This window comes from Streptomyces sp. NPDC030143 (genome assembly GCF_055573695.1).
Genome location: NZ_JBVIAY010000002.1, coordinates 630,559 through 648,023, shown reverse-complemented (window position 1 = coordinate 648,023; position 17,465 = coordinate 630,559). Strand labels below are relative to the sequence as shown.

14 protein-coding genes and 1 pseudogene are annotated in these 17,465 nt (G+C 74.6%); 11 read left to right on the top strand and 4 right to left on the bottom strand.

Annotation, left to right across the window (positions count from 1 at the left end):
- Positions 1 to 7: 7 nt before the first annotated feature.
- Positions 8 to 1,198, bottom strand: coding sequence for a zinc-dependent alcohol dehydrogenase (locus ACZ4YY_RS05975; protein WP_468284227.1), 1,191 nt, complete (start codon positions 1,196 to 1,198; stop codon positions 8 to 10).
- 358 nt (positions 1,199 to 1,556) lie between these two features.
- Here ACZ4YY_RS05975 and ACZ4YY_RS05970 point away from each other — a divergent pair, with 358 nt between their 5' ends.
- Complete coding sequence (locus ACZ4YY_RS05970; RefSeq protein ID WP_468284225.1) at positions 1,557 to 2,501, top strand: DUF3048 domain-containing protein; 945 nt, start codon at positions 1,557 to 1,559, stop codon at positions 2,499 to 2,501.
- 147 nt (positions 2,502 to 2,648) lie between these two features.
- Here ACZ4YY_RS05970 and ACZ4YY_RS05965 read toward each other — a convergent pair whose 3' ends face one another.
- Positions 2,649 to 3,113 (bottom strand): MarR family winged helix-turn-helix transcriptional regulator, encoded by a 465-nt coding sequence (locus tag ACZ4YY_RS05965; RefSeq protein ID WP_468284223.1) that lies wholly within the window; start codon positions 3,111 to 3,113, stop codon positions 2,649 to 2,651.
- A 207-nt stretch (positions 3,114 to 3,320) separates the two neighbouring features.
- Here ACZ4YY_RS05965 and ACZ4YY_RS05960 point away from each other — a divergent pair, with 207 nt between their 5' ends.
- From ACZ4YY_RS05960 to pcaDC, 7 genes are read left to right on the top strand one after another with little or no spacing between them, the layout of a single operon-like run.
- Positions 3,321 to 4,076: a CoA transferase subunit A gene (locus ACZ4YY_RS05960; RefSeq protein WP_468284221.1), complete on the top strand. Its 756-nt coding sequence runs from the start codon at positions 3,321 to 3,323 to the stop codon at positions 4,074 to 4,076.
- On the top strand, positions 4,076 to 4,720 hold the full coding sequence (locus ACZ4YY_RS05955) for a CoA transferase subunit B (protein ID WP_468284219.1): 645 nt from the start codon (positions 4,076 to 4,078) through the stop codon (positions 4,718 to 4,720). Before ACZ4YY_RS05960 ends, ACZ4YY_RS05955 begins: the two co-directional genes overlap by 1 nt.
- A complete protein-coding gene (locus tag ACZ4YY_RS05950) occupies positions 4,717 to 5,955 on the top strand; it encodes a thiolase family protein (RefSeq protein WP_468284217.1) in 1,239 nt (412 codons plus the stop codon). The genes ACZ4YY_RS05955 and ACZ4YY_RS05950 overlap by 4 nt, the downstream gene beginning before the upstream one ends.
- Positions 5,956 to 5,969: 14 nt before the next feature.
- Positions 5,970 to 6,743, top strand: coding sequence for a protocatechuate 3,4-dioxygenase subunit beta (gene pcaH, locus ACZ4YY_RS05945; protein ID WP_468284215.1), 774 nt, complete (start codon positions 5,970 to 5,972; stop codon positions 6,741 to 6,743).
- Positions 6,744 to 6,749: 6 nt separating this feature from the next.
- Entirely contained in the window at positions 6,750 to 7,355 is a 606-nt protein-coding gene (gene pcaG / locus ACZ4YY_RS05940) for a protocatechuate 3,4-dioxygenase subunit alpha (protein ID WP_468284213.1), read from the top strand.
- On the top strand, positions 7,352 to 8,692 hold the full coding sequence (gene pcaB / locus ACZ4YY_RS05935; RefSeq protein WP_468284211.1) for a 3-carboxy-cis,cis-muconate cycloisomerase: 1,341 nt from the start codon (positions 7,352 to 7,354) through the stop codon (positions 8,690 to 8,692). The genes pcaG and pcaB overlap by 4 nt, the downstream gene beginning before the upstream one ends.
- Positions 8,689 to 9,810, top strand: a complete 1,122-nt coding sequence (pcaDC, locus tag ACZ4YY_RS05930) for a bifunctional 3-oxoadipate enol-lactonase/4-carboxymuconolactone decarboxylase PcaDC (RefSeq protein ID WP_468284209.1) — start codon at positions 8,689 to 8,691, stop codon at positions 9,808 to 9,810. The genes pcaB and pcaDC overlap by 4 nt, the downstream gene beginning before the upstream one ends.
- A 243-nt stretch (positions 9,811 to 10,053) precedes the next feature.
- Here the strand turns inward: pcaDC and ACZ4YY_RS05925 are convergent, their stop codons facing one another.
- On the bottom strand, positions 10,054 to 12,786 hold the full coding sequence (locus tag ACZ4YY_RS05925) for an ATP-binding protein (RefSeq protein ID WP_468284207.1): 2,733 nt from the start codon (positions 12,784 to 12,786) through the stop codon (positions 10,054 to 10,056).
- Between the two features lie 489 nt (positions 12,787 to 13,275).
- Here ACZ4YY_RS05925 and ACZ4YY_RS05920 point away from each other — a divergent pair, with 489 nt between their 5' ends.
- A complete protein-coding gene (locus ACZ4YY_RS05920; RefSeq protein WP_468284205.1) occupies positions 13,276 to 14,283 on the top strand; it encodes a DUF2510 domain-containing protein in 1,008 nt (335 codons plus the stop codon).
- A gap of 208 nt (positions 14,284 to 14,491) precedes the next feature.
- On the opposite strand, the gene ACZ4YY_RS05915 is transcribed toward ACZ4YY_RS05920, so the two are convergent.
- Positions 14,492 to 15,133: a TetR/AcrR family transcriptional regulator gene (locus tag ACZ4YY_RS05915; protein ID WP_468284203.1), complete on the bottom strand. Its 642-nt coding sequence runs from the start codon at positions 15,131 to 15,133 to the stop codon at positions 14,492 to 14,494.
- Positions 15,134 to 15,344: 211 nt separating this feature from the next.
- Here ACZ4YY_RS05915 and ACZ4YY_RS05910 point away from each other — a divergent pair.
- A pseudogene (locus ACZ4YY_RS05910) lies at positions 15,345 to 16,118 on the top strand (phosphatase PAP2 family protein); the annotation flags it as partial.
- Positions 16,119 to 16,366: 248 nt separating this feature from the next.
- Positions 16,367 to 17,323: a DMT family protein gene (locus ACZ4YY_RS05905; protein WP_468284200.1), complete on the top strand. Its 957-nt coding sequence runs from the start codon at positions 16,367 to 16,369 to the stop codon at positions 17,321 to 17,323.
- The last annotated feature ends 142 nt before the right edge of the window (positions 17,324 to 17,465 follow it).

The following is a 17,465-nucleotide window of genomic DNA, read 5'->3' as shown; positions in this document are numbered from 1 at the left end:
GGGGCTCTCAGGGCGTCATGACGATCTTCACCGCGCCGTCCCGCTTGTGCTGGAACATCTCGTACGCCTGCGGGGCCTCCGACAGCGGCATCCGGTGGGTGGCGAAGTCGTCGACGCCGAGCGGGTCCTCGTCGGTGAGGTACGGGATGATGTCGTCGGTCCAACGGCGCACGTTGGCCTGGCCCATGCGGATCTGGAGCTGCTTGTCGAACATGGTCAGCATGGGCAGCGGGTCGGCCATGCCGCCGTAGACGCCGACCAGGGAGAGGGTGCCGCCGCGGCGCACCAGCTCGATGGCGGTGTGCAGGGCGGCGAGCCGGTCGACGCTGAAGCGTTCCGCGAGCGGGCCGCTGAGTTTGCGCGGCAACAGGGCGGAGGCGTTCTGGACGAGGCGGGCGGCCGCGCTGCCGTGGGCCTCGGTGCCGACGGCGTCGATCACGGCGTCGGGTCCGCGGCCGTCGGTCTCGTCACGGATCGCGGCGACCAGTTCCTTCTCGCTGTCGAAGTTCCTGAGGTCGAACGTCTCCACGCCGCGCGCGCGGGCCCGGCGCAGCCGGTCGCCGACCAGGTCGACGCCGAACACCCGGCCGGCGCCGCGCACCTGGGCGACGCGGCAGGCCATGTCGCCGATCGGGCCGAGGCCGAGCACGGCGACGCTGCCGCCCTGGGGAACGTCCGCGTAGGCGACGGCCTGCCAGGCGGTGGGCAGCACGTCGGAGAGGTACAGGAACCGGTCGTCAGGCGGTCCCTCGGGGAGCTTGATGGGGCCGAACTGGGCCTGCGGTACGCGCAGGTACTCGGCCTGGCCGCCGGGGACCGCGCCGTACAGACGGGTGTAGCCGAACAGGGCGGCGCCCATGCCCTCGCCGGTGACCTGGGTGGTCTCGCACTGCGTGGGCAGGGAGTTCAGGCACATCCAGCAGTTGCCGCAGGCGATCTGGAACGGCACCACGACCCGGTCGCCGGCCTTGAGGTCGGGGACACCGGGGCCGACCTCCTCGACGATGCCCATCGGTTCGTGGCCGAGGATGTCGCCCGGGCTCATGAACGGGGTGAGCACCTCGTACAGGTGCAGGTCGGAGCCGCACAGTCCGGTGGACGTGACGCGGATGACGGCGTCCGTCGGCTCCTGGATGGTCGGGTCGGGCACGGTCTCCACCCGTACGTCCCGCTTCCCCTGCCAGGTCACTGCCTTCATCGTGCCGCGCTCCCTCCACCGAGTCGGGAGTCCCGCCGTGTCACCGGCCGGATTCCGGGTGCCGCCCGGGTACCCGAGCGCCTCCGGCCCGAATCCCCCGACGACCGCGAAGGTCATGGACGCGCATCAACCGACACAATGTCTCCGTGTCATCTGATCAGCCTATTCATCAGGAACAGCCCCTTTGGTCAGGCATGGCGCATACATCCACATGTGGTCGCCGGGGCACCGATGAGCGCACAATCGAAAGGAACGGAACGGGGTGGCGACGGTGGGTGCGACCAGGGTGGACCACGGGGCCGCGGTCCCGGGACGCGGGGCGCGGCGGGGGCGACGGGCACACCCTCGTCCGCCGCTCGTGGCGGCGCTGCTGGCCACGGCGGTCGCGCTCGCCCTGGCGGCGGGCTGCACGACGGACCGCGGCCCGGCGGACGACGAGCGCGCCACGCAACGGGAGCCGAGCCGCTCGGACGGCCCGACGTCGGGCGCCGGCCCGGCACTCGCGGTGAAGATCGACAACGTGGGCGCGGCCCGACCGCACACCGGCCTCGCCGCGGCGGACATCGTGTACGTCGAGGAGGTCGAGGGCGGACTGAGCCGGCTGATGGCGGTGTACGCGACGAAGCTGCCGCGGGCCGTCGGCCCGGTGCGCAGCGCCCGCGAGTCCGACCTGGAGTTGCTGCGCCAGTTCCACCGCCCGGTGCTGGCGTACTCCGGGGCGCAGAGCGCGCTGAGGCCGCTGATCGACAGGGCGCCGCTGCGGGCCGTCACGCCCCAGGAGGAGTCCGGCGCCTACCACCGCGACGCGCACCGGCCCTCGCCGCACGACCTCTTCCTGCGTCCCGACCGGCTGCTGTCCGCCGCGCCGGGCCCCGCCGCGCTGACGACCGGTTTCCGCTTCGGCGCGGCACCCGCCGGCGGCACGCCGACTCCCTCGCACACCGTGCGCTACCCGTCGGCGCGTTTCACCTTCACCTGGTCGCAGAGCAGTGGGCGCTGGCTGGTGTCGACGGACGGCAGGCCGACCGTGACGACCGACGCGGGGCGGGTGGCCGCGTCGACGGTGGTGGTGCAGCACGTGACGGTGCGCGGCTCGGCCTTCCACGACGCGCTCGGCCACACCACGCCGTACACGCAGACGGTCGGCTCGGGGCGGGCGCAGGTGCTGCGCGACGGACGTTCCCACGAGGTGACCTGGAAGCGCGGGAGCGCCGCGGAGGGCACGCGGTTCTCGACCGGCGACGGCCGGCAGGTCGCCTTCGCCGAGGGTCAGGTGTGGGTGGTGTTCGTCGCGGCCCGGTGAGCCTCGGGCAAGCCGCGGCGGGACACGGCCGCCCCGCCGGCACGGAGACCCCCCAGCGGCACGCGGCGCCCTTGGCGACCCGCGACGAGCACACGCCGCGCCCGGTGCGACGCGCCCCCGACCGCCCCTCGACCGGCCCCGGCCCCGTCATTCCTGGGCGACCAGCGGCTCCCCCGGATTGCGCAGGCCCTCCGCCGCGTCGGCGACCCGTCGGATGAGATCGAAGAACTGCGCCTGTTCCTCGCCCGACAGCGGCGCGAGGAAGACCTGACTCATCCGGGCCGCGCGCACCGCGAGCCGTCGGTGGGTGCGTACGCCGTCGTCGGTCAGCCGCAGCAGGAAGCGACGGCCGTCCTGCGGGTCGCGGACCTTGTCGAGCAGGGAGCGCCGGGTCAGCCGGCTGATCACCTCGGCGACGGTGGAACGGTCGAGCCCCACCCGCTCCCCCACCGTGCGCTGGTCGAGTCCCGGCTCCGCGACGAGGGCGTTGAGGACGGCGAACTGCGGCGAGGTGATCTCCTCGGAGACCATCGCGTTCCACAGCAGGTAGTGGGCCTGCTGAAGCCTCCGGGCGAGGTGCCCGGGATGGGTGTTCAGGTCCACCGCCGCCATGCCAACTCCCGAGATCCGGATCGTACGTGCACTGAACGATACCCGGGACGGGCCGACCTGTCTGCACTCCGCACATCTCTGTGACCTCTGCTTCTCCGACCCCTTGACGGCCCGTCCCGCCGATGGCAGCGTGAAGGACGCTCGCCCAGATAGTCAGTGCCCTGATTAACCGAGGGGCCGGCGCACGGAAGAGATGGGGCTTCACGGATGGACAAGGTGGTCGCCACGGCCCTGGAGGCGGTGGCCGACGTGCCGGACGGCGCGTCGCTGGCGGTGGGCGGTTTCGGACTGAGCGGCGTGCCGAACGTGCTCGTCCAGGCCCTGTACGAGCGGGGCGTGGCCGGCCTGTCGGTCGTCTCCAACAACTGCGGGGCGATGGAGTCGGGCCTCGCGGTCCTGCTCGCCGCCGGGCGGATCGCCCGCGTGACCGGTTCCTACATCGGGGCGAACAAGGAGTTCGCGCGCCAGTACCTGGCCGGGGAGCTGGAGGTGGAACTGATCCCGCAGGGCACGCTGGCCGAGCGGCTGCGCGCCGGCGGGGCGGGGATCCCCGCCTTCTACACCCCGGCGGGGGTCGGCACACAGGTCGCCGAGGGCGGTCTGCCGTGGCGCTACGACGGCGAGGGCGGCGTCGCGCTGGCCTCGCCGCCGAAGGAGGTGCGGGAGTTCGACGGCTCGGAGTACGTCTTGGAGCACGGCATCCGGACCGACTTCGCGCTGGTCAGAGCGGCGAAGGGCGACCGGCACGGCAACCTCGTCTTCAACAGGAGCTCCCGTAACTTCAACCCTCTCGCCGCCATGGCGGGCCGGGTGACGATCGCGGAGGTGGAGGAGCTGGTCGAGCCCGGAGCCATCGACCCCGACGCGGTGCACCTGCCGGGCATCTTCGTGCAGCGGGTGGTGGCCCTGACCCCGGAGCAGGCCGCGGACAAGAAGATCGAGCGGCGGACGGTGAGCAGCTGATGGCCTGGACACGTGAGGAGATGGCCGCGCGGGCGGCGCGCGAGCTGGAGGACGGGCAGTACGTCAATCTCGGCATCGGCCTGCCGACCCTGATCCCGAACCACCTGCCGCCGGGCGTGGAGGTGGTGCTGGAGAGCGAGAACGGCATCCTCGGTACCGGCCCCTACCCCACCGCGGACGCCGTCGACCCGGACCTGATCAACGCCGGCAAGGAGACCGTCACCGTGCTGCCGGGGGCGTCCTTCTTCGACTCGGCGCTGTCGTTCTCGATGATCAGGGGCGGGCACATCGACGTCGCCGTGCTGGGCGCGATGCAGGTCTCCGCCGGCGGCGACCTCGCCAACTGGGCGGTCCCCGGCAAGCTGATCACCGGGATCGGCGGGGCGATGGACCTGGTCCACGGCGCCCGCACCGTCATCGTGGTGATGACGCACACCGCCAAGGACGGCAGCCCGAAGATCCTCCAGGAGTGCGCGCTGCCGCTGACCGGCAAGGCGTGCGTGAACCGGATCATCACCGACCTCGGCGTGCTCGACGTCACCGACGACGGACTGGTGCTGGTGGAGACCGCGCCGGGCGTCACCGTCGAGGAGGTCGCGGACCGGACCGCAGCCGAGCTGACCGTCGCGGAGGGTGTGCGATGAGGACCGTGTACATCGTCGACGCCGTCCGCACGCCGATCGGCCGCTACAACGGGGCTCTCGCGAGCGTCCGCCCGGACGACCTGGCCGCCCACACCATCCGGGAACTGCTCGCCCGGACACCGGAGTTGGACCCCTCCCGCGTCGAGGACGTCTACGTCGGCAACGCCAACGGCGCCGGCGAGGAGAACCGCAACGTCGGCCGCATGGCCGCCCTCCTCGCGGGCCTGCCCACCTCGGTCCCCGGCGTCACCGTCAACCGGCTGTGCGCCTCCGGCCTGGAGGCGGTGATCCAGGCGGCCCGCGCCATCGCCGTCGGCGACGCCTCGATCGCCGTGGCCGGCGGCGTGGAGTCGATGACCCGGGCGCCCTACGTCCTGCCCAAGAACGACCGCCCCTTCCCGGCCGGCCACACCGAGCTGTACTCGACCACGCTCGGCTGGCGCATGGTCAACCCGAGGATGGACCCGCAGTGGGCCGTCCCGCTGGGCGAGTGCGCCGAACTCGTCGCCGACAAGCACGGCATCAGCCGCGAACAGCAGGACGAGTTCGCCCTGAGCAGCCATCGGAAGGCCGCGCGAGCCCAGCGCGAGGGCCTCTTCGACGCGGAACTGACACCCGTCACGATCCCGCGGCGCAAGGGCGACCCGGTCGAGTTCGGCGCCGACGAGTGCGTCCGCCCGGACGCCTCCCCGGAGGCGATGGCGAGGCTCGAGCCCGCCTTCCGCAAGGCGCGCGAAGCCGGAGAGGGCTCCGCCCCGACCGCCGGGGCAGGCACGGTCACCGCGGGCAACGCCTCCCCCCTCAACGACGGCGCCGCCGCCCTGCTGCTGGTCGACGAGGCGGGCCTGAAGGCCACCGGCCGCGAACCGCTCGCCCGCGTCAGCGCCACCGGCGTCCACGCCGTCGACCCGCACCACTTCGGACTCGCCCCCGTCGAGGCCGTCCACCGCGCCCTGGCCAAGGCGGGCAAGCGGTTCGACGACCTGTCCGTCCTGGAGCTGAACGAGGCCTTCGCCGCCCAGGTGCTCGGCTGCGTGGCCGAATGGCCCGCGTTCGACCCGGCCGTCCTCAACCCGCAGGGCGGCGCGATCGCCCTCGGGCACCCGCTCGGCGCCTCCGGCGCCCGCCTCGCCGGCACCGTCGCCCACCAGCTCGCCCGCCGGGGCGGCGGAGTCGGCGTCGCCACCCTCTGCATCGGCGTGGGCCAGGGCCTCGCCCTCGTCCTCGAACGCTAACCCCAGGAACCCCCATGGCTCTCACCCAGCACGACATCGACCAGGAGATCGCGGCGGAACACGCCGCGTACCGGAAGCGGCTCGCCGACGGCGGTCCGGTCGAGCACCAGCCGCGCCGCGACTACGCGCCCTACCGGTCCTCGGTGCTGCGCCACCCCGAGCAGCCGCCGGTCACCATCGACGTGACGCAGGACCCGGAGCTGGTGGAGCTGCACTCGCCGGCCTTCGGGGAGCGCGACATCACCGAGATCGACAACGACCTGACCCGGCAGCACGACGGGGAGCCGATCGGCGAGCGCATCACCGTCTCCGGCCGGCTGCTGGACCGCGACGGCCGTCCCGTCCGGGGCCAGCTCATCGAGATCTGGCAGGCGAACTCGGCGGGCCGCTACGCCCACCGGCGCGAGCAGCACGACGCCCCGCTGGACCCGAACTTCACGGGCGTCGGCCGCACCCTGACGGACGCCGACGGGCGCTACCGCTTCACGACCGTCCAGCCGGGCCCGTACCCGTGGCGCCAGCACCTCAACGCCTGGCGGCCGGCCCACATCCACTTCTCGCTGTTCGGCACGGCGTTCACCCAGCGGCTCGTGACCCAGATGTACTTCCCGAGCGACCCGCTGTTCCCCTACGACCCGATCATCCAGTCGGTGACGGACGACAACGCCCGGCAGCGTCTGGTCGCGACCTACGACCACAGCCTGTCGGTGCCGGAGTTCTCGATGGGCTACCACTGGGACATCGTGCTCGACGGGCCGCACGCCACCTGGATCGAAGAAGGACGCTGACCTGCCATGACGAAGATCGACCCGAGCCGCCCGGAGACGGTGCTGCCCACGCCGTCGCACACGGTCGGCCCCTTCTACGGCCATGCCCTGCCGTTCCCGGGCGGCGGCGACATCGCCCCCCTCGGCCACCCGGACACCGTCACCCTGCAGGGACACGTGTACGACGGCGAGGGCGTGCCGCTGCCCGACGCGTTCCTGGAACTGTGGGGCGCCGACCCCGACGGCAACGTGCCGCGGGTCGACGGATCGATGCGGCGCGACCCGGCGAGCGGCGGCTTCCTGGGCCGCAACGGCGTGGAGTTCACCGGCTGGGGCCGCGTCCAGACCGACGCCGACGGCCACTGGAGCGCGCGGACGCTGCGGCCCGGCGCCCGCGGGAACAGCGCCCCCTACCTCAGCGTGTGCGTGTTCGCGCGCGGGCTGCTGGTGCACCTGTACACCCGGATCTACCTGCCGGGCGACGACGCCGCACTCGCCGCCGACCCGCTGCTGGGCCGGCTGGAGCCCGCGCGGCGCGACACGCTGATCGCCACGCCCGGGCCGTGGAACACCTACCGTTTCGACATCCGCCTTCAGGGCGAAGGCGAGACGGTCTTCCTGGAGTACCAGTGACGCACGAGGTGCCCCCGACCCGCCGTGAGGCCGGTCTGCTCTCCCCCGGCTGGACCGGCTCCCGCGCCGCCGACGCCACCGGCGACGAGGCGTTCCTGCGGGCGCTGCTCGACGCGGAGGCGGCGCTGACCCGCGCCCAGGAGTCGCTGGCGCTCGCCCCCCGGGGCGCCGGGACCGCCGTCACCGAGGCGGCCGCGCGCACCTTCGACCCGCGCTCCCTCGCCGAGCGCGCCCGCGGCGGCGGCAACCCCGTGATCCCGCTGGTCGCCGACCTGACCGAGGCGGTCGGTGAGGAGTTCGGGCCGTATGTGCACCGGGGCGCGACCAGCCAGGACATCATGGACACGGCGATGATGCTGGTCGCGGTGCGCGCGCTGGAGCCGCTCCTGTCCGACCTCGACCGCGCGCAGCGGGACCTGGCCCGGCTCGCCGCCGCGCACCGGGACACGCCGATGCCGGGACGCACGCTCACCCAGCACGCCGTACCGACCACCTTCGGGCTGAAGGCCGCCGGATGGCGGTCACTGGTGCTGGACGCGCGCGACCGGGTGACGGCCGTGCGGGACGCGCTGCCCGCTCAACTCGGCGGTGCCGCCGGGACGCTGGCCGCCTTCACGGCGTACGGCGCCGACGACGCGACCGCGCTGCCCGCCGCCTACGCCCGAGAACTGGGGCTGCGCGCGCCCCGGCTGCCGTGGCACACGCTGCGCACCCCGATCGCCGACCTCGCCGGATGCCTGGCCTTCACGGCGGGCGCACTGGGAAAGCTCGCGACGGACGTCCTCACCCTCTCCCGCACCGAGATCGCGGAGGTCGCCGAGGGCAGCGGCGGCGGCTCGTCGGCCATGCCGCACAAGGCGAACCCGGTGCGCTCCACCCTGGTCGCAGCCGCCGCCCGGCGCGCCCCGCAGCTCGCGGCCACGCTGTACGGCGCGCTGGTCGCCGAGGACGAGCGGCCGGCCGGGGCCTGGCACGCCGAGTGGGAGCCGCTGCGGGACCTGCTGCGGCTGACCGGCGGGGCCGCGCGGGACACCGCCGCACTGACCGGGGGGCTGCGGACGTACCCGGAGGTCATGCGGGAGCACCTCGGCCTCACGCACGGGCTGATCGTCTCCGAGCGGCTGTCCGCCGAGTTGTCGGCCGCCCTGGGCCGCGCCCGGGCGAAGGAACTGCTCACCCGGACCGCCCACCGCATCCACTCCGACGGCCGCTCGCTGGCCGAACTCCTCCGGGAGGAACCCGCGTTGAAGGGCGTCGACCTCGACGCCCTGACCGACCCGGCCCGTTACACCGGCTCCGCCGGATCCCTCACCGACCGTGCGCTGGAGCGACGTTGACCGAGAAGCTGCTCAACCACCGCGCCGAGGGGGCCGCTTCCGCCACCCCGCTCCTGCTCGGGCCCTCGCTGGGCACCTCCGCCGCCCTGTGGGACAAGGTCGCCCCCGAGCTGTCCGTCACCCACCAGGTGATCCGCTGGGACCTGCCCGGGCACGGCGGCTCGGCGGCGGACCTGATCGCTCCCGGCGCCACCGTCGGTGACCTCGCCGGGCTGGTGCTCGCGCTCGCGGACGCGCTGGGCGTGGAGCGGTTCGCCTACGCCGGGGTGTCGCTGGGCGGCGCGGTCGGCCTGCACCTGGCGCTGCACCACCCCGAGCGGGTGTCGTCGCTGGCGGTGCTCTGCTCGTCGGCCCACTTCAACGGGGCCGCACCGTGGCAGGAGCGGGCCGCGCTGGTGCGGCGCGAGGGACTGGCCTCGCTCGCGCGGAGCGCGGACGCCCGCTGGTTCACGCCCGGTTTCACCGTGCCGGAGCTGGTCGCCGACCACCGTGCCGCCGACCCCGGCGCGTACGCCGCCTGCTGCGACGCGCTGGCCGCGTTCGACGTGCGCGAACGGCTGAGCGAGATCGCCGTCCCGACCCTCGTGGTCGCCGGCCGCGAGGATCCGGCGACACCGCCCGCGCATCTGCGGCAGATCGCGGACGCGGTGCCGGGCGCCGCGCTCGTCGAGATCCCCGGCGCCTCGCACCTGGCACCCGCGGAACGCCCCGAGGCCGTCCTCACGGCCCTGCGCGCCCATCTGGACGGCGGCGCCCGGCTGGGCATGGACGTGCGGCGCCAGGTGCTCGGCGACGCCCACGTCAACCGGGCCCAGTCCCGCCAGACGCCCTTCACCGCCCGCTTCCAGGACTTCATCTCCCGCTACGCCTGGGGCGAGATCTGGACCGACTCGACCCTCAGCCGCCGTGAACGCAGCATGATCACGCTGACGGCGCTGGTCGCCCACGGCCACTACGACGAGCTGGCCATGCACGTCCGGGCGGCCCGCCGCAACGGCCTCACCCCGGAGGAGATCGGCGCGGTGCTCCTGCAGACGGCCGTCTACTGCGGGGTCCCCGCGGCCAACTCGGCTTTCGCGACGGCGCAGCGGGTGCTGGCGGAGGAGGACGAGGACTGAGGGGTCCGTGCGCTGTGAGCGCCTGATCAGGCCGCGTGGTCCAGGCGGGCACAGACTTCCAGGACCCCGCAGGCGGGCGGCGCGACCGGACCACCCGGAGGGCGACCACAGGTCCCGCCGGCCCAGCAGCACACACCCGTCCGACCCCCGACCACCCGGCGCAGCGACCACACGTCCCGCCCGGCACAGCAGCACACGCCCATCCGATCCCGGCCCGCCCGGCGGGGCGCCGCCGGGCCGCCGTCACCCCAGCGGGGCCTGCCCGCGCGCCTGTCCCGGGACCAGCCCCACGCGCCGGGAGCCCAGGCCGTTCAGGGCCTGCTGCGCCTGGATGACCAGGCCGTCCGCGCCGCAGGAGCGGGCCAGTGTCAGGCCGCGTTCGAGTTCGCTCGCCGAGCGGGAGAGGAGACCGTACTCGACGCGGGCGGCGGCGTGTTCGTACTGGCAGGGCGAGGCCTCCAGGAACGTGACGGCCCGGGCGGCCAGGCGGACCGCGCGCTGGCCCGTCTCCAGGGCGGCGGCGCACCGCAGGGCCTCGCCGATGGCGGTGTCGGTGCCGAAGCGCTCGGCCTGGCGGCGCAGGTCGGAGGCGAGCCGGGCCGCGCGGGCCGGGTCCTCCGTGGCGAGGGCCCGGGCGAGGTCGCCCGCCCAGGGCACCATCACCGGGTTGAGGTGCCCGCGCGCGGCGGCCGCCTTCTCCGCCTCCTCCAGCTCGTTGACGCCGTCCTGCACCTGGCCGACGGCGATCAGCAGCCGGCCGCGCACCGCCCGCGGGTCGGGCAGCACGATCGTCGTGGGATAGGGCGGGGCGAACTCGTACTGCTCGGCGATCTCCCAGGCCTCGTCGACATGGCCGCGGGCGAGCAGCGTGTCGACGAGGTTGCAGGTTGCCGACCAGTACAGCGGCAGGCCCCGGCCGACGCGTTCGGCGAGGCGCAGCGATTCGCGCAGGGACTCCTCGGCCTCCGTCAGCCGGCCCCGCCGGCGCAGGCCGAGACCGACGTAGGCGTGGGCCAGGGCGAGGTGGCCGCCGCTCCAGCCGGCCGTCAGGTAGGCGCGCAGGGCCTCGTTGAAGAGGGACTCGGCCCGGTCGAGGCGGTCGGTGTACGCGTACGCGCTGGCCAGCATCATCAGCAGTTCGATGCCCGACTCGGTGTCGGTCCAGCCGAGCCCGGGCGCGAGCCGGCCGTTGACGAGGGCGCGGTCGCAGTACTCGACGACCTCCTCGGCGTTCTCGCCGTGGGTCATGGCGTCGAAGCCGCGCAGGATGAGCAGCGAGCGTTCGGCGTTGTCGCGGCCGGTGCAGGTCGCGGCGAGCGCGGCGAGCTTGTCGGAGCGGCCGGGCGAGGTGGCCTCGCCGGCGTGGATGCCCTCCCACATGAACTGCACGGCCTGCAGGCGCATCCGCGCGGAACCGGCCGGCTGCCGGGCGGCCTCCGCCTCGACGGTGCGGACGGCCTCCTCGAGCTGGTTGTTGTGGACGAGGGCCTGGGAGAGGCGGTGGACGGCGTCGACCCGGTCGTCGCCGTCGAGGCCGGGCATGGCGAGCGCGGTGCGCAGGTGTCCGATGGTCGTGGCGGGTGCGGTGAGGTGGGTGGCGCAGCCGAGTTCGTACAGGACGCGCGCGTGGACGTCGGGCGCGGGCGGTTCCTTCAGGGCGCGTTCCAGACAGCGGCGGGCCGCGTCGGGCGCGCCGACGGCGAGGTGTTCGCGGGCGGCTCCGCGCAGTTGCTCGACGAGTTCCTCGTCGCCCTCGGCGTGGACCTGGATCAGATGGCGGGAGGCGGCCGCCAGACCCTTGCCGGCGTCGGTGACGACCTTCGCGGCGATGCCGTGCATCGCGGTGCGCAGGCTCTGCGGGATGGATTCGTAGACGGCGGTCGCGATCAGCGGGTGGACGAACTCCAGGTCGCCGTCGGCGGGGGCGGGCACGGCCGCGGGGTCGGGTTCGGTGAGGATGCGGTGGGTGCGCAGCAGTTCGGCGCAGCGCACCGCCGAGTCGCGGTCCATGACGGCGAGCCGGGCGGCCTCGTCGATGGAGATGCCGGCGCCGAGTATGGCGGCGGCCATCGCGAACCGGGTGGCGTCGACGCCCAGTTCCTCCAGTCGGTCGACGAGTCCGCCGCCGCGCGCGGCACGGTTCAGGGGGCGCAGTTCGGCGGCCGAGGACTCGCTCGGTTCGAGGTCGTTGTCCTGGACCTTGGCGAGGAGTTCGACGGTGTCGTAGGGGTTGCCGTCGGTGACGGCCCACACCTCGCGGCAGAACGCGCCGTCGGCGTGGGTGCCGAGGGTGGCCCGGGTGAGGCCGGCGACCGCCGCCGGGGTGAGCGCGTTGAGGGTGGTCACCGACGAGCCGGCGACGGACGCGACGGCGTCGAGGTGGCCGGCCCGTTCCCCGGTGACCTCGCCGGGCCTGCGGGCCACGACGACCAGGACGGAGAGGTCGTCGAGGCGTTCGGCGAACGCGGCGAGCCAGCGCAGGGTCTCCTGGTCGGCCCAGTGCGCGTCGTCGATGAGCAGCACGAGCGGGTAGTGCCGTTCGGCGAGCCGCCGTACGGCGGCCACGAGGCCGTCGCACACGCCCTGCGGATCGGCCGGGGCGTCTCCGGGGTCGGCGATGCCGAGGGCGGGGCCGGCGATGTCGTACCAGTCGCCGAGGTACTCGCGGGCCTCCTCCTCCATCAGCGACAGCAGCGCGGGTTGCAGCAACTGCCGTACCACGTTGAAGGGGACGGACTTCAGCGTCTCGCCGCCGCGGGCCGACCACACGGTGCAGCCGCGGGCCTCGGCGATACGGCGGGTCTCGGCCAGCAGCGCGGTCTTGCCGAGACCCGCCTCGCCCCACAGCACCAGCAGGTGGCCCGAGGGGGACCGGTCGGCGCGGAGTGTCTCCACCGCCCGCTCGATGGCGGCGACCTCCTCGTCGCGCTCCCAGAGGGAAGCCGAGGTGGCCGCCGCCGGCCGTACCTCCGTCATCCCGCTACCTCCCCAAGTCGCCCGAACGACGTACAGACCTTGAGCGTAGCCCTCCGGCGGCCCGCGCGGAGGCCGGTCCGGGCAGCTCCTGCCTCGACGGGTGACGCAGAAGGGGCCGCGGCGCCCCGACGGGCCTGCGCGGACACCCTCAGGACGTCAACGGCGGGTGACGCGCGGCGAATTGACGTCGGTTTCCGGCCGAACGGAGGGAAACGTTCCGCCGCGGGAGGCGGCTCGGACGGGTCGGCAGGGGCCCGGCGACCCGCTCGCGGGACAGGGCGACGGCGCGTGCGGGACGGACCCGCGGCGTACGCGGGACGGCCCGCGGGGAAGGGATGCGCACGCGGGGAAGGGGCGCTGCGCGAGGCGACCCGTGGCGAGCCGGACGCGCACCCGAGGAGGCGCACCCACCCCGGCCCGCGCCTTCGGGCGGCCCCTCGGCGGCATCCCTCTCATACGACTTTCACCGATGCCTCATACGGTGGGGGCATGACGCAGGTGACTCCCCCCGGGTGGTATCCCGATCCCGGGCAGACAAGTGACGGTCTCCCCACCGAGCGCTGGTGGGACGGCAAGGCGTGGACGGACCGGACCCGCCCCGCGGGCTCGGCCGCCGCATGGGGTCCGCCGGCGCAACAGCCGGCCGCCGGGGCCCACCCGGCCTACCCGGCCCACCCCGCCTTCCCGGCGTACCCCGCCTATCCGGCGGGCGCGGCTCCGCGGCGCGGTGTGCGCACGGGGATCGCCGTCGCGGCGGCCGCGGTGGTCCTCGCGTGCATCGGCGTCGGGGTGTACGCGCTGACCAAGGACGACGGCGGATCCTCCGGGCCCGGAACCGCGCAGGGGCCGGGCGGCCGAGGCGGCGCGGGAGGCTCCGGCGGCCAGGACGGCGGGCAGGGCGGGCCCCGCGGCGACTCGGGAGGCTCCGGCGGCTCGGGCGGTCCGGACGGTTCCGAGGCGCCGAAGATCAGGAGCGGTGCGGTGACCGACGCGCTGAACGGGATCAGCATCCCCGTCCCGAAGGGCTGGTCGGGGCAGGAGATGGCCGCGGGGGCGCAGATCACGTCCGACTCCTCCTACCCGTGCCCCGGCGACACCTCGAAGACCTGCACCAAGGGGGGCCTGTACTCGGCGCCCGTCGAGGCGCTGGGCACCAAGGGCGGCACCGCCGAGGAGGTCGCGAAGGCGGACATCTCCGCCAACGCCGAAGAGTCCTACGGCGGCACGACCTACGGCGCGATCACCTCGCACCAGGTGCTCGCCTCCCAGGCGGTGACCGTGGCCGGGCAGAAGGGCTATCTGGTGCGGTGGAAGGCGGTCACGAGCAAGGGCGCCGACGGCATCGTCGAGTCGCTGGCGTTCCCGGCGCCCGCCAACCCCGACCGGATCGTGGTGCTGCGCTTCGGCGTCGACGCCGACCAGTCGGCGTCCGTCATCGACACCGTCACCCGGGGCATCAGGGTCGCCTCGGGCGGGGGCGCCGGACAGGACGTCTGAGGGGTCCGAACAAAAGGGGAGGCCGATCGCTCACGGCACCAGGCCGCGCCGCCCGGGCGGGCACAGTGCAAGGACCCCTGAAAAAAAGCCGCCCCGAACGCCGGTCGGCCGGGTGGGGCGCCCCTCCGCTCAAGGGGAACCCCACCCGGCCGGGGGGGTGCGCGCCGCCCCCGTCCCCACGGTGCGGCGCGAGCAGGTCACCGTCCGGTCATCCCTCGGACGGCGGCCTGGGTCCTTCGGCGAGGCCCAGCACCGGCAACACGGCGGCCTCCACGAAACGCACCAGATACTCCTCGTCGGCGTAGGTGCCGTCCACGACCGGGCGGGCGCGGACGAGACCGAACATCTGGGCCGGGATGTACTCGAGCGCCGGGTGGTCGGCCCGGATCTCGCCGCGCTCGGCCCCGCGGTGCAGGATCCGGCGCAACGCCGCGACCTCCGGCCCGACGAGCGCCTCCCGCAGCGCCCGCGCGAGGGCTTCGTCCTGTGTGACGGCGTGACCGAGGGCCTGGAGCAGCTTGGTGTCCGTCGCGGACCAGCGGGCCGCGGCCCGTGCGGCCTGGCGCAGGTCGTCGGCGAGCGAGCCGGTGTCGATGCCGGCGAGCCGCGAACGGCGGCGCGAGCGCAGTGCCGCCACGACGAACTGCGGCTTGGTCTTCCACTGCCGGTACAGCGTGGACTTGCTGCACCGGGTGCTGGCGGCGATCCCCTCCATGGTGACGGCCTCGTACCCGCACTCACGGATCTGCTCCAGGACGGCGTCGAAGAACTCCTGCTCGCGCTCGGGAGTGAGTTTGGAGCGGCGCGAGGCGGTGACCGGCTCCGGTCCGTCCGCGGCCTGCGACGTCATCACTGCTGCCTCTCCCTGTCCTCATGCGGCGCGCCGGTGGTGGGCCGTGCCCTCGTTCCAGTGTGGCCCATCTCAATCGATACGCCAGTGTACCGGTACTGGATCGTATCGGTACACTCGCGTATCGGAACGACATCGTATCGATGGCTTGTTGCCGCTCGTGGCGATGGCGTACCTCCGCACGCACCACCGTCAGCGAAGGGGCCGGGGGATGAATGCCCGCACCGAGCCTGCAGAAGCGGAGCCGGCCACGCCGGCCCGGCCGCCCGTGATCAGGGAGCTCCTGCTCGTCGCAGGCCTCTTCCTCGTGTACGAGGCCGGCCGGCAGCTCGCCGCCGGCCACACCGCCGAGGCCTTCCGCAACGCCCACGACGTGTGGCGCGCCGAACGGTGGCTCCGTCTGCCGGACGAGGGCTCGGTGCAGTCCCTGCTGCTGCACGGCGACGCGCTGGCCCGCGTCGCGAACACCTCCTACGCGACCGTCCACTTCCCCGCCACGGCCGCCTTCCTGGTCTGGCTGTACCTGCGGCGGCCGGCGCACTACGTCTGGGCGCGCCGCGTCCTGGCGGCCGTCACCGCCGCCGCCCTGGTGCTGCACCTCGTCCTCCCGCTCGCCCCGCCCCGCATGCTCGCGGCGACGGGGTTGGTCGACACCGCGCGGATCTACGGGCCGTCGGTGTACGGCCCGCCGCGCACCGACCATCTGTCGAACCAGTTCGCGGCGATGCCGTCGCTGCACTTCGGCTGGGCGCTGATGGTGGCGGTCGGACTGATCGCAGCCACCCGCTCGCGAGCGCGGTGGCTGTGGCTGCTGCACCCGCTGCTGACCCTGCTGGTGATCGTCGGTACGGCGAACCACTACTGGCTGGACGCGCTCGTCGCGGGCGCGCTGCTGGGTCTCGCGCTGGCGCTGATCCACGCCCCGCGCCGCACGACGGCCACCGTGGCCGGCACCGGGGCGCCCGCCCCCGAACCGGCCGAGGACCGGACGCCCGCCGTCCCGGCCGACAGCACGCGGGCCGACGGGGGCCGGACGCCCGGCAGTCGGCCGGACGGACGTCGGACGGACGGGAGCCGGACGGACGGGAGCCGGACGGACGGACGTCGAGCGCACGGACGTCGAGCGCACGGACAAGGGACGGACGGGAGCGGGGCGGACGGGAGCGGGGCGGACGGCAGTCGGGCGCACGGTGGCCGGGTGGCGGAGGACGAGGAGTTCGTGGGGGCCCGCCGATGAACGCCACCCTCGTCGCCGTCGCCCTGTCGCTCTCCTCGGCCGTCGCCTACGCGGCCGCCGCCGTCGCCCAGGAGCGGCTGGCCTCCCTCTCCCCGGGCACGGGCCTGGTCCGGCTGCTGGGGCGCGGCACCTGGTGGGCGTCGGTGGGGCTCAACGGCGGCGCCGCGCTGCTGCACGTCGCGGCACTCAGGTACGGACCGCTCACCGTGGTGCAGCCGCTGGGCGCACTGACCCTGGTCGCGGCGGTGCCCCTGGGCGCCAGGGTCGCAGGACGGCGGGTCGGCTCCGTCGAGTGGCGGGGCACCGCGCTCACCCTGCTCGGACTGGCGGCAATCCTGCCGACGGCGTCCGGGCCGGCCCCCGAGGACGTGCTCGGCGGCGGCGAGGCCGTCGCCGTCGCGGGCGCGACGGCCGCGCTGATCGGTCTGCTGGCCCGGCCGGGCACCCGGCCCGGTCTGCGGCACGCCACCGCCTCCGGCTTCGCCTCCGGGGTGGCCTCGGCGCTCACCCAGACCGTGACGGTGGCCGCCGCGGATCGGTCGGGCCCGCTGCTGAGCGTGCAGGTGATGGGCGTGGCGCTGCTGGTGGCAGCCTTCGCCACGGCCGGGCTGCTGCTGTCGCAGACCGCCTACCGGGGTGGCCTGGGCGCCCCGCTGGCGGTGGTGACGCTGGCCAACCCGATGGCCGCCGCGGTGATCGGCCTCGCGCTGCTGGGCGAGCGGCTGCAAGGGGGGCCGACGGGCGTCCTCCTCGCCCTGGCGGGCGCGGGCCTCGCCTCCTGGGGCGTGGTCCTGCTCTCCAGGGCGACACCCGAACCGACGGCGGCCCGAGGGGAAGCCGAGGAGGAGCACCCGGTGGCGGCGGTCCTGGCCCTGGAACCGGCCACCGCCTCCGCCGAACCGGCCCTGCTCCCCCGCCCGGCGACGGGACCGGGACACCTCACCCCGCGGTGAGACGGGCGGGGGCATCGGATCCGGCCCGGCGGGCCGGGCCCGTGAACCGCGCAGGCGCCGCCCGGGGCCGGACCGCGGAAGCCGGCGGGCGCCGCGAGCCGGGCCCGGCGCCCACATCCGAGCCCTCACGCCAACGGCGTCG

Bases quoted from the DNA above. Each gene is read 5' to 3' on its own strand.
- ACZ4YY_RS05975 (WP_468284227.1), bottom strand. From the start codon at position 1,198: ATGAAGGCAGTGACCTGGCAGGGGAAGCGGGACGTACGGGTGGAGACC.
- ACZ4YY_RS05965 (WP_468284223.1), bottom strand. From the start codon at position 3,113: ATGGCGGCGGTGGACCTGAACACCCATCCCGGGCACCTCGCCCGGAGG.
- ACZ4YY_RS05960 (WP_468284221.1), top strand. From the start codon at position 3,321: ATGGACAAGGTGGTCGCCACGGCCCTGGAGGCGGTGGCCGACGTGCCG.
- ACZ4YY_RS05955 (WP_468284219.1), top strand. From the start codon at position 4,076: ATGGCCTGGACACGTGAGGAGATGGCCGCGCGGGCGGCGCGCGAGCTG.
- ACZ4YY_RS05950 (WP_468284217.1), top strand. From the start codon at position 4,717: ATGAGGACCGTGTACATCGTCGACGCCGTCCGCACGCCGATCGGCCGC.
- pcaH (WP_468284215.1), top strand. From the start codon at position 5,970: ATGGCTCTCACCCAGCACGACATCGACCAGGAGATCGCGGCGGAACAC.
- pcaG (WP_468284213.1), top strand. From the start codon at position 6,750: ATGACGAAGATCGACCCGAGCCGCCCGGAGACGGTGCTGCCCACGCCG.
- ACZ4YY_RS05925 (WP_468284207.1), bottom strand. From the start codon at position 12,786: ATGACGGAGGTACGGCCGGCGGCGGCCACCTCGGCTTCCCTCTGGGAG.
- ACZ4YY_RS05920 (WP_468284205.1), top strand. From the start codon at position 13,276: ATGACGCAGGTGACTCCCCCCGGGTGGTATCCCGATCCCGGGCAGACA.
- ACZ4YY_RS05915 (WP_468284203.1), bottom strand. From the start codon at position 15,133: ATGACGTCGCAGGCCGCGGACGGACCGGAGCCGGTCACCGCCTCGCGC.
- ACZ4YY_RS05905 (WP_468284200.1), top strand. From the start codon at position 16,367: ATGAACGCCACCCTCGTCGCCGTCGCCCTGTCGCTCTCCTCGGCCGTC.